Source organism: Frankia canadensis (genome assembly GCF_900197875.1).
Taxonomy (GTDB): Bacteria; Actinomycetota; Actinomycetes; order Frankiales; family Frankiaceae; genus Frankia; species Frankia canadensis.
Map to the genome: position 1 here is coordinate 69165 of NZ_FZMO01000223.1, position 15027 is coordinate 84191.

The 15027-nt window shown below is 73.1% G+C and carries 15 protein-coding genes; 5 read left to right on the top strand and 10 right to left on the bottom strand.

Going from position 1 to position 15027, the window contains the following annotated elements; all coding sequences use genetic code 11:
• Positions 1 to 20 precede the first annotated feature (20 nt).
• Entirely contained in the window at positions 21 to 842 is an 822-nt protein-coding gene (locus tag C1A33_RS17870) for an AraC family transcriptional regulator (RefSeq protein ID WP_243407681.1), read from the top strand.
• Here the strand turns inward: C1A33_RS17870 and C1A33_RS17875 are convergent.
• The 6 genes from C1A33_RS17875 to miaB all read right to left on the bottom strand — a co-directional run bounded on the left by C1A33_RS17875 (position 743) and on the right by miaB (position 6417).
• Positions 743 to 1177, bottom strand: a complete 435-nt coding sequence (locus C1A33_RS17875) for a VOC family protein (protein WP_101832610.1) — start codon at positions 1175 to 1177, stop codon at positions 743 to 745. The genes C1A33_RS17870 and C1A33_RS17875 overlap by 100 nt on opposite strands.
• Before the next feature lie 37 nt (positions 1178 to 1214).
• Positions 1215 to 2243 carry a diaminopimelate epimerase gene (dapF, locus tag C1A33_RS17880; RefSeq protein WP_101832611.1) on the bottom strand — a complete coding sequence of 343 codons (1029 nt, stop codon included), beginning with the start codon at positions 2241 to 2243 and terminating at the stop codon, positions 1215 to 1217.
• 21 nt (positions 2244 to 2264) lie between these two features.
• Complete coding sequence (locus tag C1A33_RS17885; protein WP_101832612.1) at positions 2265 to 3155, bottom strand: EAL domain-containing protein; 891 nt, start codon at positions 3153 to 3155, stop codon at positions 2265 to 2267.
• A gap of 111 nt (positions 3156 to 3266) precedes the next feature.
• Positions 3267 to 4172, bottom strand: coding sequence for a tRNA (adenosine(37)-N6)-dimethylallyltransferase MiaA (miaA, locus tag C1A33_RS17890; RefSeq protein WP_101832613.1), 906 nt, complete (start codon positions 4170 to 4172; stop codon positions 3267 to 3269).
• Complete coding sequence (locus tag C1A33_RS17895; protein ID WP_101832614.1) at positions 4169 to 4942, bottom strand: class III extradiol ring-cleavage dioxygenase family protein; 774 nt, start codon at positions 4940 to 4942, stop codon at positions 4169 to 4171. The genes miaA and C1A33_RS17895 overlap by 4 nt, the downstream gene beginning before the upstream one ends.
• Positions 4939 to 6417 (bottom strand): tRNA (N6-isopentenyl adenosine(37)-C2)-methylthiotransferase MiaB, encoded by a 1479-nt coding sequence (miaB, locus tag C1A33_RS17900; protein WP_243407682.1) that lies wholly within the window; start codon positions 6415 to 6417, stop codon positions 4939 to 4941. The genes C1A33_RS17895 and miaB overlap by 4 nt, the downstream gene beginning before the upstream one ends.
• 381 nt (positions 6418 to 6798) lie before the next feature.
• Here miaB and C1A33_RS17905 point away from each other — a divergent pair, with 381 nt between their 5' ends.
• The 4 genes from C1A33_RS17905 to C1A33_RS17920 all read left to right on the top strand — a co-directional run bounded on the left by C1A33_RS17905 (position 6799) and on the right by C1A33_RS17920 (position 10474).
• Positions 6799 to 7533: an amino acid ABC transporter ATP-binding protein gene (locus tag C1A33_RS17905; RefSeq protein WP_101832655.1), complete on the top strand. Its 735-nt coding sequence runs from the start codon at positions 6799 to 6801 to the stop codon at positions 7531 to 7533.
• 284 nt (positions 7534 to 7817) lie between these two features.
• Positions 7818 to 8828: a glutamate ABC transporter substrate-binding protein gene (locus C1A33_RS17910; RefSeq protein WP_165818451.1), complete on the top strand. Its 1011-nt coding sequence runs from the start codon at positions 7818 to 7820 to the stop codon at positions 8826 to 8828.
• Positions 8829 to 8969: 141 nt separating this feature from the next.
• The gene (locus C1A33_RS17915) at positions 8970 to 9590 is read left to right on the top strand and encodes an amino acid ABC transporter permease (RefSeq protein ID WP_243407692.1); all 621 of its coding nucleotides are present in this window, start codon (positions 8970 to 8972) and stop codon (positions 9588 to 9590) included.
• Positions 9587 to 10474, top strand: a complete 888-nt coding sequence (locus C1A33_RS17920; protein WP_101832616.1) for an amino acid ABC transporter permease — start codon at positions 9587 to 9589, stop codon at positions 10472 to 10474. Before C1A33_RS17915 ends, C1A33_RS17920 begins: the two co-directional genes overlap by 4 nt.
• Before the next feature lie 27 nt (positions 10475 to 10501).
• On the opposite strand, the gene rny is transcribed toward C1A33_RS17920, so the two are convergent.
• The 4 genes from rny to C1A33_RS17940 form a co-directional block, all read right to left on the bottom strand.
• Positions 10502 to 12499, bottom strand: a complete 1998-nt coding sequence (gene rny, locus C1A33_RS17925) for a ribonuclease Y (protein WP_101832617.1) — start codon at positions 12497 to 12499, stop codon at positions 10502 to 10504.
• A 356-nt stretch (positions 12500 to 12855) separates the two neighbouring features.
• A complete protein-coding gene (gene recX, locus C1A33_RS17930) occupies positions 12856 to 13434 on the bottom strand; it encodes a recombination regulator RecX (RefSeq protein ID WP_101832618.1) in 579 nt (192 codons plus the stop codon).
• A gap of 3 nt (positions 13435 to 13437) precedes the next feature.
• Positions 13438 to 14478 carry a recombinase RecA gene (gene recA / locus C1A33_RS17935; RefSeq protein ID WP_101832619.1) on the bottom strand — a complete coding sequence of 347 codons (1041 nt, stop codon included), beginning with the start codon at positions 14476 to 14478 and terminating at the stop codon, positions 13438 to 13440.
• 168 nt (positions 14479 to 14646) lie between these two features.
• A complete protein-coding gene (locus C1A33_RS17940) occupies positions 14647 to 14841 on the bottom strand; it encodes a DUF3046 domain-containing protein (protein ID WP_101832658.1) in 195 nt (64 codons plus the stop codon).
• Between the last annotated feature and the right edge of the window lie 186 nt (positions 14842 to 15027).

Here is a 15027-nt window from a genome sequence, read left to right on the forward strand (position 1 = left end):
GATCAGCCGACGGGCGTAGCGTGGGCGCGGTGTATCGCGAGCGCCGGGCCGCCCGCCTGCCGGCGACGATCTGGTTCGCGGGCGCGAGTGGGCTGGAAGCGGGCCCGATGGTGCGACGGATCCTGCCGGACGGCTGCGTCGACGTCATCTGGAGCTCCGACGGGCGGCTGATCGTCGCCGGGCCGGACACGGTCGCGAAGCTGGCCCACTGGGTGCCGGGTGTGCGCCATGTCGGCGTGCGCTTCGACCCCGGGCACGCGCCGGCCCATCTGGGCGTCGACGCCGGCGAGCTGCGCGACGCCCGCCCGCAGCTCGCCGACCTGTGGGGCGGCGGCCCCGCGCGCCGCCTCACGCACCGGCTCGCGGCGAGCGGCGAGCGGGCCGCCCAGGCGTTGGAGGACGCGCTGGCCGCCCGTCCCCGTCACCGGGAGCTCGCGGATCCGCTGGTGCCGGCGATCGTCGCGGCGATCGGCGGCCGATCGTCGATGGCCGGCGTCGCCGCCGCGACCGGGCTCAGCGAGCGCCAGCTGCTGCGCCGCTCGCGCCGGGCGTTCGGCTACGGCCCGAAGACGCTGGCGCGCATCCTGCGGTTGCAGGACGCCCTGCGGGCGGCGCGCGACGGCGGCGATCTGGCCACGGTCGCGCTCGAGGCCGGCTACACCGACCAGGCGCATCTCGCCCGTGACACGCGCGCGCTGACCGGGGTGACGCTCACCGATCTGCTGCGCCCGTCCGGCGGAGGTCAGGACACCGCGGCGGGCGGTGTCGGGACGTCGGCGGCCGCCGCCAGCGCGGCGAACAGGTCGACGTGGTTGCCGTCGGGGTCCAGGACCGTCGCGTAGCGCTGGCCCCAGAAGGCGTCCCAGGGCGGCAGGTGGCCGCGGTGGCCGGCGGTGAGCAGCTCGGCGTACCGGGCGTCGACCTCGGCCGGATCGTCGCAGGCGAAGGCGAGAGTCAGCCGGCCGGCGCCGGCGGACGGCGTCCAGTCCGGGTCGAAGGAGCGGATGGTGCCCTCGGTGTCGAAGGCGAGGCGCAGCCCGCCGGGAAGGGCGACCTCGACGTGCGGCTCGGTGTCGGCGCCGGGCGGCGGATCCAGGCCGAGCACGCGGTAGAAGGCCAGGCTGCGGGCCATGTCGGTGACGATCAGGCCGATCAGGTTGAAGGTCGGTGCTGGCATGGCCGCAGCCTAGGACCGCTCGTGGTGGGTGGTCTTGTCAAAAACGGACGTCGACGCCGGCGTCGAGGACCTCGGCGGCGTCGGCCACTCCGGCGGCGTCCGTCGGCACCCGCGGACCGCGCGCCGCGAGCGCCGCCGGGCGCACCACGCCGTCGAACACCAGCTCGGCCGGACCGCGCAGCAGCACCGTGTCCGACCGCCAGATGACCACCAGGCCCCCGCCGGGGACGTCGACCGCGACCTCGACCGCGGACCCGGCGGCCGCGGCGGCGACCACCGGCCCGAGACCGGATACGGCAGCGGAGCCGGACCGGGGCGCGGCGAGAGGAGCGTCGGGACGCAGTCCCTGCCGGCGAGCCCAGGCGACGGCGACCGCGCAGGCACCGGTGCCGCAGGAGGAGGTCTCGCCGACCCCGCGCTCGTACACGCGCATGGCCACGCCGCCCGGCCGGTCGACGACGATCTCGACGTTCACGCCGTCCGGGAAGTCGACCGGGGAGAACGTGGGGGGGCGGGTCAGGTCGAGGCGAGCCAGGGCGGCGGCGTCGAGGTCGTCGGCGAAGCAGACCGCGTGCGGGTTGCCCATCGAGACGGGCGCCGCGGTGAACGAGCGCCCGGCGACGGTGACCGGCGCCCCGGCACTCGCGCCGGGCCGCGGGACGCCCATGTCGACGGTGACGTCGCCCACCGCCGGCACGTCCACCAGCCGCAGCCCGGCCCGGGTGGCGATCGGGAAGCGCCCGGGCTGGGCGTAGCCCGCCGCGACCAGGTAGCGGGCGAACACCCGGGCGCCGTTGCCGCACATCTCGGCGATCGACCCGTCGGCGTTGCGGTAGTCCATGAACCAGCGGGCTGTCCCGGCGCCGGCGGGCGCGGCGGCCTCGGGCGCGGCGGCCGCGAGCACCACCCGCAGCACGCCGTCGGCGCCGATGCCGGTGCGGCGGTCGCACAGCGCGCGGACGAGTTCCGGGGTCAGCTCGAGGTCGCCGTCCGGATCGGGCAGCACCACGAAGTCGTTGCCCGTGCCATGACCCTTGACGAAGCGCAGCTCCCGATCGTCCCGCACGCGCTCATCGTACGGGCGGCGTCAGCCGGCGGCCGCCTGGACCCAGGGCCGAAGACGATCATCGGACCAGGCCGGGGGTTTGTACCAGCGGTCGGGACGGCCGCGGCCGAGCGCGATCAGCCGGGCGTCCTCGACCGGCACCGGCGGGCAGAACACCGGCCCGATCGCCCGGTCGCAGTCGAGGTCGAGCACCCGGCCGGCGAGCTTGGCGGTGTCCACCCCGTCGGCGACGACGGTCAGGCGCCGCTGGTGGGCGAGGCGGACGATCGCCGCCACCACCGCCTCGCCCTCCAGGTCGCGCATGGTCGCGCGCAGGAACGCCCCGTCGAGCTTGACCAGATCGAGCGGCAACAGGTCCAGCATGGTCAGCGAGCCGTACCAGGTGCCGAACGACTCCACGGCGATCGCCACGCCCAGCGCGCGCAACCGGTCGAGCAGCGGCGGCACGACCGGTGCGGCCAGGACCAGGGCGCGTTCGCTGAACTCCAGCCCGAGGGCGCCGACCGGCAGCAGGCGGCCGGACAGCAGCCGGTCGATCTCGGCGACGAACGAGGGGCTGGTCAGCTGGCGCCCGTCGACGTTCACCCACAGGCGGGGCGGGCGGGTCGGCGTGCCGACGGCCATCCGGTGCCAGGTGCGGGCCTCGGTGACCGCCATCCGCAGCACCCACTGGTCGACCTGGTGGACGAGGCCGGCGGCGGCCGCGATCGGCATGAACTCGGCCGGGCCGAGCACCCCGCGCTCGGGATGCTGCCAGCGCGGATGCGCCTCCATGCCGGGTACCGACCCGTTGTGCAGGTCCACCTCGGGCTGGAAGTGCAGCCGCAGGGACCCGTCGTCGAAGGCGGCGTAGAGGGCGGGAACGAGGGTGAGGTCGGGCGGGCTGTCACCAGCGGCGGGCGGCGCGGTCACATCGATCTCTCCAGACGCCGAGCGGGACCGACCATCGGCGCGCCGGTGCCGGCGGCGCCGCGGCCTGGCGCCGACCGTGGCCCCGGCGATCGGCCGAGGACCGGTCACCCGTCAGAGGGAACCCACCAGCCGTAGCGCCTGGGTGACGTCCGGTTGGCGAAGCCAGACTATCCGCTCATCTCGCCGAAACCAGGATCTTTGCCGCCGCGCGAAGCGGCGGGTCGCGGTAATTGTTGCCAGCTTGGCCTGATCGGCGGACTCCATTGCGCCGTCAAGCCACGCGAGCAGCTGAGCATACCCAAGCGCACGGGATGCCGTACGACCATCCCGGAGGCCTTTGTCCGACAACTGTCGCACTTCGTCCGGAAAACCCGTCTGCCACATTCTCTCCACCCGTTGCTCGATGCGGATGTCGAGATCGTCGCGGTCGACGCCGATCTGGATGACGTCGTACACGTAGTGATGCTCGGGCAGGGTCGCCTCGAAGGTCCCGGTCAGATCGACGACCTCCAGGGCGCGCACGAGGCGACGGCCGTTGGTCGGCAGGATCGCCGCGGCGGCGCGCGGCGCGCGGCGGGCGAGCTCCTCGTGCAGGGCCGGCGCGCCGCGGCGGGCGAGCTCCTCCTCCCAGCGGGCCCGCACGGCTGGATCGGTGCCGGGAAAGGTCAGGTCGTCGAGGGCGGCCCGCAGGTACAGCCCCGAGCCGCCGACGAGCACAGGCACCCGGCCCACGGCGAGCAGCCCGTCGATCACCCGCCGGGCGTCGTGCTGGTAGCTCGCGACGTCGGCGGCACGGGTCACCTCCCAGGCGTCCAGCAGGTGGTGGGGCACCCCCCGGCGCTCGTCGAGCGGAACCTTGGCGGTGCCGATGTCCATGCCGCGGTAGAGCTGCATCGAGTCGGCGTTGACGACCTCGCCGCCGAGCGCGAGGGCGAGGGCGATGCCCAGATCACTCTTGCCCGCCGCCGTCGGCCCGACCACGGCCACCACCGGCCCGGGCAGTCCGCGGCCGCTCATGCCGGTGGCGCGCCGCCCTCGGCGGGACGGCGGGTCCAGGTGGCGACCAGGTAGCCGACGCCGTAGGGCGCGTCGTCGTACGTCACGTCGCCCTGCCAGGAGACGTGCGGCGCGCCGCACGGGGTCGTGGCCCGCAGCGCCCCCGCGAGGACCTGCCAGGATGCCCGACCGGCCGCGAGCAGGTCGGTGGCCAGCCCCGGGTCGAGGTCGAGCAGGCCGGCCGGGTCGGCGCCGGCCAGCGCGGCGGCCGCGGCGGCGTCGAAGGCCGCGGCCCGCTCGTCGAGACCGCCGGGCGCCTTCAGCGTGCGCCGGGCCGACCCGTCGCCCATCACCAGCAGCCCGAGCCGCTCCCCCGGCCCGCTCGACGCGGCCAGCCCGGCACCGAGATCCGCCGCCTCACGCGGCGAGTGGGCGGCCGGTACGCCGAGCGCCGAGCGCTCGCCCGCCCACCCGGCGGCGGCGAGCAGCCAGGCGCCCACCGTCAGGGACAGCGGCAGCTCGGGCGGCCCTGGCCGCGCCGCCGCGGCGGTGGGCGGCCCGAGCGGGACGGTCAGATCCACCCCGAAGCCGGCGAGCGTTCCCGTCGCCGTCGGTCCGTACCGGGTCTCGGCCGGCGCCTCGCCCACGACCACGATCCGGTCCGGGCACGCGGCGACCAGGCGGCGCACGGCGTCCACCGCGACGGCGCGGGCGGCCACGGGCTCCCCGCGCCCCACCTCCGGCAGGAGCAGTGGCGGATGCGGGCAGACCGCCGCGGCGACGAAGGTCATCGGGGGGTGCTCAGCGCGACCACCGGACCGGCCTCGGCCGCCGGCTCGGGCGGGCGCAGCGACGGCATGCCGAGCGCGACCGCGGGCCGCTGCTCGGGCCCCGCGTCGGCGGCGCGGCGGGCGTGCTCCCAGGCGTCGCCCGCGCGGGTGCGCCGATGCGACAGCAGCGGGCCGTCGGCCGTCAGGTGATGCGGCGCGCCCCGGGTCACCACCGTCTCCACCACGTCCCCGGGACGAGGACGTCCCCCCGCACCACCGTCGCCACCGGCACCGGCGTGGAAGTGGACCAGCCGGCCGTCGCGGGCCCGCCCGGTCATCCGACCGGTGGCGTCGTCCTTGCGGCCCTCGCCCTCCGCGACCAGCAGCTCGACCCGACGCCCGACCAGCTCGCGGTTCTGCTCCCAGGAGATGTCGTCCTGGAGGGCGACGAGGCGGGCGTAGCGCTCGGCGACGGTCGCGCGGTCGATCTGGCCGTCCATCGTGGCCGCCGGCGTACCCGGCCGCGGCGAGTACTGGAAGGTGAACGCGCCGGAGAAGCGGGCCTGGCGGACGACGTCTAGGGTGTCGGCGAAGTCGGCCTCGGTCTCGCCGGGGAAGCCGACGATGATGTCGGTGGTGATGGCGGCGTCCGGCATCGCGGCCCGCACCCGATCGATGATGCCGAGGTACCGCTCCTGGCGGTAGGAGCGCCGCATCCGGCGCAGCACCGCGTCCGAACCGGACTGCAGCGGCATGTGCAGCTGGTGGCAGACGTTCGAGGTCGCCGCCATGGCGTCGATGACGTCGTCGGTGAAGTCGCGGGGGTGCGGCGAGGTGAAGCGCACCCGCTCCAGGCCCTCGACGCGGCCACAGGCGGCGAGCAGGCGGGCGAACGCGCCCGGGTCGCCCAGCGAGCGGCCGTAGGAGTTCACGTTCTGGCCGAGCAGGGTGATCTCCAGCGCGCCCTCCGCGACCAGCGCCTCGACCTCGGCGAGCACGTCGCCGGGGCGCCGGTCGCGCTCGCGGCCGCGCAGGCTCGGCACGATGCAGAAGGTGCAGGTGTTGTCGCAGCCGACGCTGATGCTGACCCAGGCGGCGTGGTGGCTCGCCCGGCGGGTCGGCAGGGAGCTCGGGAAGACCTCGAGCGCCTCGGCTATCTCGAGCTGCGCGGCGGCGTTGTGCCGGGCGCGCTCGAGCAGTACCGGCAGCCGGTGCAGGTTGTGCGTGCCGAACACGACGTCGACCCACGGCGCCCGGTCGAGGATCGTCGACCGGTCCTTCTGCGCGAGGCAGCCGCCGACGGCGATCTGCATGCCGGGATGGCTCTTCTTGACCGGGACGAGCTGGCCGAGGTTGCCGTACAGCCGGTTGTCGGCGTTCTCCCGCACCGCGCAGGTGTTGAACACCACGACGTCCGCCTCGGCACCGGGGCCGACCGGAACGTAGCCGGCGGACTCGAGTAGACCGGAGAGCCGTTCGGAGTCATGAACGTTCATCTGGCATCCGAACGTGCGTACCTCGTAGCTGCGGCCCTTCACGCTCCCCAGCCTACGGCGTGGCGTGGACCGGCCGGTCGCGGTGGACGGACACCCTTCCGCCGCCGCGCCCCGGCGCCGGCTCCGTCATCCTCCCGCCGCCCCCACCCATCCCAGGTTCCCATGTCAGCAGATATACAGATTGGCAGTTGAATGACACCAGTCGCGCTACTATGCGCCGAGTGGCCGGCGACCTGGGACGCGCCGGGCACGGCGCCGGACAAGACTTCCCCGCGACCTGTCGGGCCGGCGACTGCCTCGCGCGCCTGGCGGCGTCGGCGCCGCTCCGCCGGAATGATCGGCCCATCGCCCCGCTGTTTCGCGATCGTGTCGGAGGTCGGCGTGCCCCTGGTGACCCTTGAAGGTGTCAGCAAGTCCTTCGGCGACCATCGAGTACTCACCGAGATCGACCTCGCCGTCGACGCGGGCGAGGTGGTCGTCGTCATCGGGCCGTCCGGCTCGGGCAAGTCGACGCTGTGCCGCTGCGTCAACCGGCTCGAGACGATCGACGAGGGACGCATCCTCTTCGAGGACAGACCGATTCCGGCCGAAGGCCGGGAACTCGCCCATATGCGATCCCGGGTCGGCATGGTCTTCCAGTCCTTCAACCTGTTCGCCCATCGCACGATCCTCGACAATGTGACCCTGGGTCCGGTGAAGGTACTGGGGCAGAAACGGGCGGCGGCCGAGGCCCGGGCTCGGGAACTCCTGGAGCGCGTGGGCATCGCGGACAAGGCGGACAGCCTGCCGCGACAGCTTTCCGGCGGCCAGCAGCAGCGGGCCGCGATCGCCCGCGCGCTCGCCATGGATCCGGTCCTGATGCTTTTCGACGAGCCGACCTCGGCACTGGACCCGGAGATGATTTCCGAGGTCCTCGACGTGATGCGCTCGCTGGCCTCGTCGGGAATGACGATGATCGTGGTGACGCACGAAATGGGCTTCGCGCGTTCCGCCGCGGACCGGGTCGCCTTCATGGCGGACGGCCGGATTCTCGAGATCGCCCCGCCCGCCACCTTTTTCGACGCCCCCCAGACGGATCGCGCCAGGGACTTCCTGGCCCGGATCCTGCGGCACTGACCATGCCCGCGCAGGCGCCGACGGTCCGGGCGGCACACCCACGGCACGCCCCACCAGCACAGGCGGGTGATCCGACGCGACCGCGGCCTGGCCGGACCGATCCGCGCCGGCGGGGGCGTGCCACGACATCCGTCCTCATCCCCGGGACCACCGGCCGCGCCAGGGCCGCGTCTACCGACAACAGCGGAACCACCAAGACCACCATCGGCGCCACCGGGACAGCGTCACCGTCATCCGACCCGTGCTCCGGTCCCCTTACGCGGAGCGCACCGAGAGGAATGTTCATGCGCGTACCGTTTACCCGCAGCCGGCTGCAGCCCGCCGGAGCTCGCCCCCACTCGCCCGCGGCTGCCGGCCGGGCGGTCCCCTCCGCGCGTTCCGGCGGCACCCGGCTCGGCAGCGGCGCCAGGCGCGACGCGCGCCGGCGCGGGGGCGCGCTGATGCTCGGCGTGGCGATGCTCGCCGCGCTGGGGCTGACCGCCTGCGGCAGCAGCGACGACGGCGACTCGGCGACTCCCAGCGACTCGGCGAGCTTCGCCCCGGGCACGACAATGGCCCGCCTACACGACGCAGGAAAGATCACCATTGGGACGAAGTTCGACCAGAACTACTTCGGTCTGAAGAACCTCAGCGGCAAGCCCGAGGGCTTCGACGTCGAGATCGCCAAGATCATCACAGACGGGCTGGGAATCCCGCGTGATCACGTGAACTTCGTTGAGACCGTCTCGGCCAACCGCGAGCCTTTCATCCAGCAGGGCCGCGTCGACATGGTGGTGGCCACATACACCATCAACGACAAGCGCAAGAAGGCTGTCGACTTCGCCGGGCCGTACTTCATCGCCGGGCAGTCGATCATGGTGGCGAAGAACAACACGACCATCACCGGCAAGGACTCGCTGGCCGGCAAGAAGGTATGTTCGGTCAGCGGTTCCACCCCGGCCGAGAACATCCGCAAGGTGGCCCCCGCCGCGCAGCTGGTGTTGTTCGACGGCTATAGCAAGTGCGCCGACGCCCTGAAGAACGGCCAGGTGGACGCGGTCACCACCGACAGCGTGATCCTCCTCGGCATCATCGACAAGGACCCGGAGGCCTTCAAGCTGGTCGGTGGCACGTTCACCCGCGAGCCTTACGGCATCGGTATCCACAAGGGTGACACCGCTTTCCGGACGTTCATCAACGACACCCTGGAAGCCGCGTACAAGGACGGCCGTTGGGCGAAGGCGTTCTCCTCCACCGTCGGCAAGGTGGTGCCGAACACGCCGACGCCGCCGCCGGTCGACCGCTACACCTCCTGACCGGCCAGGGGCGCGCGGGTCGGGTCCGGCCCGCACGCCCCGGCCGCCGGCCCCGCGCAGCCGTTGCCCTGGACGGTGCCCAGCGGCCGTAACCCCGGACAAGGGAGCACCGCGATCGACGCCGTTCTCGACAACCTCGACATCTTCGCCGAAGGCTTCCGCCGCACGGTCGCGCTGAGCGTGCTGGCCGCGGTCGCGGCGCTCCTGGTCGGCACCGCGCTGGCGGCGATGCGGGTCTCGCCCGTCCCGCCGCTGCGCTGGTTCGGCACCGCTTACGTGCAGACCGTGCGCAATACGCCACTGACCGTCATGTTCTTCTTCGTCGTCTTCGTCCTGCCGCAGGTCGGCGTCGTGTTCTCGTACTTCGTGTTCGCGGTGGTCGCGCTGTCGATCTACCATGCGGCACTCGTCTGCGAGGCGGTGCGGTCGGGCATCAACGGGGTCGACGTCGGCCAGGCGGAGGCCGCCCGGGCGCTCGGGCTGACCTTCTCGCAGAACCTGCGGCTGATCGTGCTGCCGCAGGCGTTCCGCAACGTGCTCCAGCCCCTCGGCAGTGTGCTGAGCGCGCTGATCCGCAACACGTCCATCGCGGCCGCCTTCGGCGTCCAGGAGCTGACCGGCGTCGTCCAGCGGCTGACCACGGCCAACCCGGACTCGGTGATCGCCGTGCTGCTCGGGGGCATGGTCGGCTACCTGATCCTCACCCTGGCGTTGGCGGGCGCGCTGGCGCTGGCCGAGCGGCGGGCGGTGACGATCCGGTGAGCAGCACACCGATCGTGCTCGCCGATCCGCCGGGGCCGCGGGGACGGCGGCGAATTCTGATCGCCAGCTTCGTCGCGATCCTGGCCCTGGCCGGCCTGGTCACGCTCGCGGCGCTGCGACTGGCACACCGGGGCCAGTTCGACAGCGAGCTGTGGAGCGTGTTCGTCGACCACCCGGACCTGCGCACCCTGCTGTGGCACGGCCTGCTCGCCACGCTGCGGGCGGCGCTCACGGCGATGGCCTTCGCCGTGGCGGTCGGCATCGCGCTGGCGGTGGGCCGGATGTCGGCCAGGCGGGTGGTCCGAATTCCGGCGACCGGCCTGGTGGAGCTGTTCCGCAGCGTGCCGGTCCTCATGCTGATGCTGTTCGCCTACCTGGGCCTGCCAGCCCTCGGCTGGAAGCTGTCCGCCTTCTGGGCGGTCGTCCTCGGCCTGACCGCCTACAACGGCGCGGTGCTCAGCGAGATCTTCCGGGCGGGCATCGGATCGATCGACCGAGGCCAGTCGGAGGCGGCGGCCGCGCTGGGCCTGCGGCCGGGGCAGACCTTCCGGCTCGTCCTGTTTCCCCAGGCGGTGCGGCGGATGAGCCCGGCCCTGGTGAGCCAGCTCGTCACCCTGCTGAAGGACACCTCGCTGGGTTTCGTGATCGCCTACAGCGAGCTGCTGCGGTCCGGGCGCGGGGCCGTCGAGTTCCTCGGCAGCCGCTACGCGGTGCCCGTCTACACCGCCGTCGCGGTGCTGTACATAGCCACGAACGGCGCACTGTCGTTTCTCGCGCACTGGCTGGAGGGCCGGCAGAACCGCCGCCTCGGCAACGGACGGGCCGCACCGGGCGCGGCCGAGGCCACGGCGGCGGAGACCGGGACGGCACCGACGCCGCCCTGACCTGACGGGCCTGGGGCCCTGACGGGCCTAGCGGGCCATTCCGACCGCGCGGGTCTCGCGGACGACGGTCACCCGGATCTGGCCGGGGTAGGTGAGCTCGTCCTCGATCTGGCGGGCGACGTCGCGGGCGAGCAGGTGGGCGGCCGCGTCGTCGACCTGCTCCGGGACGACCATGACCCGCACCTCGCGGCCGGCCTGCATGGCGAACACCCGGTCGACGCCCGGGCGGTCGCCGGCGATCTGCTCGATGCGCTCGAGCCGCTTCACGTACGACTCCAGGCTGTCGCGGCGAGCCCCCGGCCGGCCGCCGGATATCTGGTCGGCGGCCTGGGTGAGCACGGCGCACAGCGACCGCGGGGCGACCTCGTTGTGGTGGGCCTCGATGGCGTGCACCACCTCCTCGCTCTCCCCGTGCCGGCGCGCCATGTCGGCGCCGATGAGAGCGTGCGAGCCCTCCACCTCGTGGGTCAGGGCCTTGCCGAGATCGTGCAACAGCGCCGCCCGCTTCGCCAGCGGCAGCGCCATCCGCAGTTCGGCGGCCATGATCCCGGCCAGATGCGCGCTCTCGATCAGGTGCGCGAGGACGTTCTGGCCGTAGCTGGTCCGGTAACGCAGCCGGCCGAGCAGGGTGACGAGCTCCGGGTGCATCTCGGAGACCCCGGTCTCGACCAGGGCGTCCTCGCCCGCCCGCACGCAGCGCTCCTCGACCTCGACCTGCGCCCGGGCGTACTCCTCCTCGATGCGGTGGGGATGGATGCGCCCGTCGGACACCAGCGCGGCCAGCGTGATCCGCCCGATCTCCCGCCGGACCGGGTCGAAGCAGCTGAGCAGCACGGCCTCCGGCGTATCATCGATGAGCACGTTCACGCCGGTGACCGACTCGAAGGCCCGGATGTTGCGCCCCTCCCGGCCGATGATCCGCCCCTTCATCTCGTCGCCCGGCAGGTGCAGCACGGTCACGACGGACTCGGTGGTCTGCTCGGAGGCGACCCGCTGGATGGCCGTGGTCACGATCCGGCGGGCCCGCTGCTCGCCCTCCTCCTCAGCGCGGGCCTCGATCTCGCGGACCAGCAGCGTGGCCTCGCGTCTCGCGTCGTGCTCGATGGCCGTGACCAGCTCGGCGCGCGCCTCGGCCGCGGTGAGGTCGGCTATCCGCTCCAGTGCCGCCTGGCGGGCGGCCTCCAGATCGCCCGCCGCCGCGGCCCGGCGCGCGATCTCGGCCTCCCGCTCCCGCAGTTCCCGCTCCCGTTCGGCCAGTCCGGTCGCCTGTTCGTCCAGCCCGGCGCCGCGCTGCTCGACCCGCTGCTCCCGGGCGCCAAGCTCGCTCTCACGGCGCGCCAGCTCAGCACGCCTGGACCGCTGATCATCCTCGACGGCTGCCCGGGACGCGGCGGCCTGCGCCCGAACGGCGGCCAGCTCCTCCCGCGCCGCGGACGCCACCCGGGCCGCCTCGGCCCTGGCCTGCGCCAGCACCCGATCGCGCAGCGCGGCGGCCTCCTCCTCGCCGCGACGGCGGACCGCGGCGGCCTCCCGCTCGGCCCGGGCGAGCCGCTCCCGCACCTCCCGCTCGGCGCGGGCCAGCACCTGCGTGGCCTCCGCCGCGACCCCTGGACGCTCCTTCGCCCGTACCTCCTCCCCCGGTGCCGCCGGATCCGGCTCGTGGACCGCCTCCGGCGCGGACGCCCGCGCTGGCTCGGTGACCGCCTCCGGCGCGGACGCCGTGGCCTCAGCCCCGCCGGCATCCGCGACGACGGTCGAAGCGTCCGAGGCCGCCGGGGCCGCCCCCGCAGTCCCGGCGGGCAGCACCCGCACCATGGGCTCGCCATCGTCGTCCAACGCGGGCTCGTCGCCGCCGGTCGCGACCGCCGCGGCGGCGATGACGGGGCCCGGGGCCCGCCGCGGAGCCGGCGCGCGCAGCGCGACCAGGGAACGCCGGTCCACCCCCGCCAGCCGGGCCACGATCAGGATAAGAGCGCCGAGCACGACGAGAACGAGTGACAGGAGAATGACCAGAACGCTGTCCATCGCTGCTCCTTCCGCGGTCACCAGGCCCGCGGAACGGGCTGGACTTGGAGCGGCGAAGGACCCACGACCAGGCGCGAAACAGTCGTGGAGAGCGGCGGTGAACGGGCCTATGGCGCTACGAGGCCCACGCCGGCACGATGGACAGGACGGCAATGGAGACCACCTGCCACACACACCGACCAGGGCATCCGCGCGCGGCGGCTGCCTCCGTGTGAAGTTGGACGAGCTATCTGCACCGCGTCACCGCGGGATCCTGTCACCTTTCAGGAAGAATAGGTCGGACGCATTCCCTGGTCAAGAAATTCGTCACATTGACGGCAGGCGCAATCCCCCTCACCCTACCCGCCGGCCACGCCCTACCCGTCGAGATCGTCCAGCTCGGGCGGCTCGTCCTCGCCGTCGTCGGTCGCACCGACCAGCTCGTACACGACCCGGACCGCGAGCTCGATCGAGTAGCCCCGACGGGCCAGCATCGCGACCAGGCGCCGTGCCCGCACCTCGACCGGCAGCCGCCCCATGGACGCCAGCCGGCGACGGACGAGGTCACGGGCGGTCTCCTCCTCGTCCGACTCCTCGACGACCGCGGTGGCCTCCTCGACGACCTTGGGCTGCACACCACGGCGGCGCAGCTCCGCGGCGAGGGCCTGCCGCCCCAGCCCGCGCTGGGCGCGCGCGGACGACACGAAGGCAGCGGCGAAGGCACTGTCGTCCACGAGCCCGACAGCGGTCAACCGATCGAGCACCACCTCCGCGACCTCGTCCGCGACGCCACGACGCCGCAGAGTCGTGGCCAGCTCGGCTCGGCTGCGCGCCCTCGCGGCGAGCTGATGCAGACAGATCTCGCGGGCGACCTCGATCGGGTCGGCCGCCGACCCGCCGGCGGCACCGGGAGCCTCGGCCGGGCGACGCTCGGCATCACGCCGACCGGACCGCATCGGCTACAGATCGACCGGGACCGGCGCCACGGCGTCGGACTCGAGAGTAGGCAGGACGCCCAGCTTCTCCTTGATCTTCTTCTCGATCTCGTTGGCCAGGTCGGGATTGTCCCGCAGGAACGACCGGGCATTCTCCTTGCCCTGACCGAGCTGGTCGCCATCGTAGGTGTACCAGGCACCGGACTTGCGAATGATGCCGTGCTCGACCCCCATGTCGATGAGGGAGCCCTCACGGCTGATACCGCCGCCGTAGACGATGTCGAATTCGGCGGTCCGGAACGGCGGGGCCATCTTGTTCTTCACGACCTTGACCCGGGTGCGGTTACCGACAGCCTCCGTGCCGTCCTTGAGCGTTTCGATACGACGCACGTCCAGGCGCACGGAGGCGTAGAACTTCAGTGCCTTTCCACCGGTGGTGGTCTCCGGCGAGCCGAACATGACGCCGATCTTCTCGCGCAGCTGGTTGATGAAAATGGCGGTCGTGCCGGAATTCGCGAGCGCCGCCGTCATCTTCCGCAGCGCCTGCGACATCAGCCGGGCCTGCAGGCCGACGTGGCTGTCGCCCATCTCACCCTCGATCTCGGCGCGCGGGACGAGGGCCGCGACCGAGTCGATGACGATGATGTTCAGCGCACCGGAGCGCACGAGCATGTCCGCGATCTCCAGCGCCTGTTCGCCGGTGTCCGGCTGGGAGACGAGCAGACTGTCGGTGTCGACCCCGAGCTTGCCCGCGTACTCCGGGTCGAGCGCGTGCTCGGCGTCGATGAACGCGGCGATACCCCCGGCCGCCTGCGCGTTCGCGACGGCGTGCAACGCCACGGTCGTCTTTCCGGATGACTCCGGCCCGTAGATCTCGATGATGCGCCCACGTGGGTACCCGCCGATGCCGAGCGCCACGTCGAGCGCGATCGAGCCGGTGGGGATGGCCTCGATCGGCGGCCTGGAGTCGTCCCCCAACCGCATGACCGAGCCCTTGCCGAACGCCTTGTCGATCTGAGCGAGGGCGTTCTCCAACGCCTTCTCGCGGTCGAGCCCTGCCGCCATTGGAGTTACTCCATGCTGAGGTCGTCGATTCTTGGCCACGGTGGTGACGTTAGGCCGTGGGTCCGACAGTTTCGAGGGCCGGGGCTGATCTGTGGACACGTAGCCGCATGGGGACAACTCTAGCCGAACAGGCGTTCGACGGTCGACAGGACACGCCGAGTGGGGCGCTCAGCGCTCCCGCGCGGGCACGTCGAACTCCTCACACACCGCCCGCCACACGGCCTTGGCATCGTCGCCCCGGGCCAGCGCCGCCTCCACCGTGGCTCCCCCGAGCCCGGCCAGCACGTGATCCCGCGCGAACGACTCCACGTAGCTGGCGCCGAACTGGCTGTTCATCCTTGCCCAGAACTCGGTCAACCGCACCCCGCCAGTGTGCACCGCGCCGCCGAGGACGAGTCCAACGCGCCCCACCGACGCGAGGCCCCACGACGCGAGCCCCCGCGACGCGAGGGAGGTGACATGGCGCAGCGATGGCCGAAGGACGGGGACGAGCAGGCCGAGGCACGGGGCGCGGGCGTGGGACGAAGCGGGCGAGCGGAGGAAACTGTC

Bases quoted from the DNA above. Each gene is read 5' to 3' on its own strand.
- C1A33_RS17875 (WP_101832610.1), bottom strand. From the start codon at position 1,177: ATGCCAGCACCGACCTTCAACCTGATCGGCCTGATCGTCACCGACATG.
- miaA (WP_101832613.1), bottom strand. From the start codon at position 4,172: ATGAGCGGCCGCGGACTGCCCGGGCCGGTGGTGGCCGTGGTCGGGCCG.
- C1A33_RS17895 (WP_101832614.1), bottom strand. From the start codon at position 4,942: ATGACCTTCGTCGCCGCGGCGGTCTGCCCGCATCCGCCACTGCTCCTG.
- miaB (WP_243407682.1), bottom strand. From the start codon at position 6,417: ATGAACGTTCATGACTCCGAACGGCTCTCCGGTCTACTCGAGTCCGCC.
- C1A33_RS17910 (WP_165818451.1), top strand. From the start codon at position 7,818: ATGCGCGTACCGTTTACCCGCAGCCGGCTGCAGCCCGCCGGAGCTCGC.
- rny (WP_101832617.1), bottom strand. From the start codon at position 12,499: ATGGACAGCGTTCTGGTCATTCTCCTGTCACTCGTTCTCGTCGTGCTC.
- recX (WP_101832618.1), bottom strand. From the start codon at position 13,434: ATGCGGTCCGGTCGGCGTGATGCCGAGCGTCGCCCGGCCGAGGCTCCC.
- recA (WP_101832619.1), bottom strand. From the start codon at position 14,478: ATGGCGGCAGGGCTCGACCGCGAGAAGGCGTTGGAGAACGCCCTCGCT.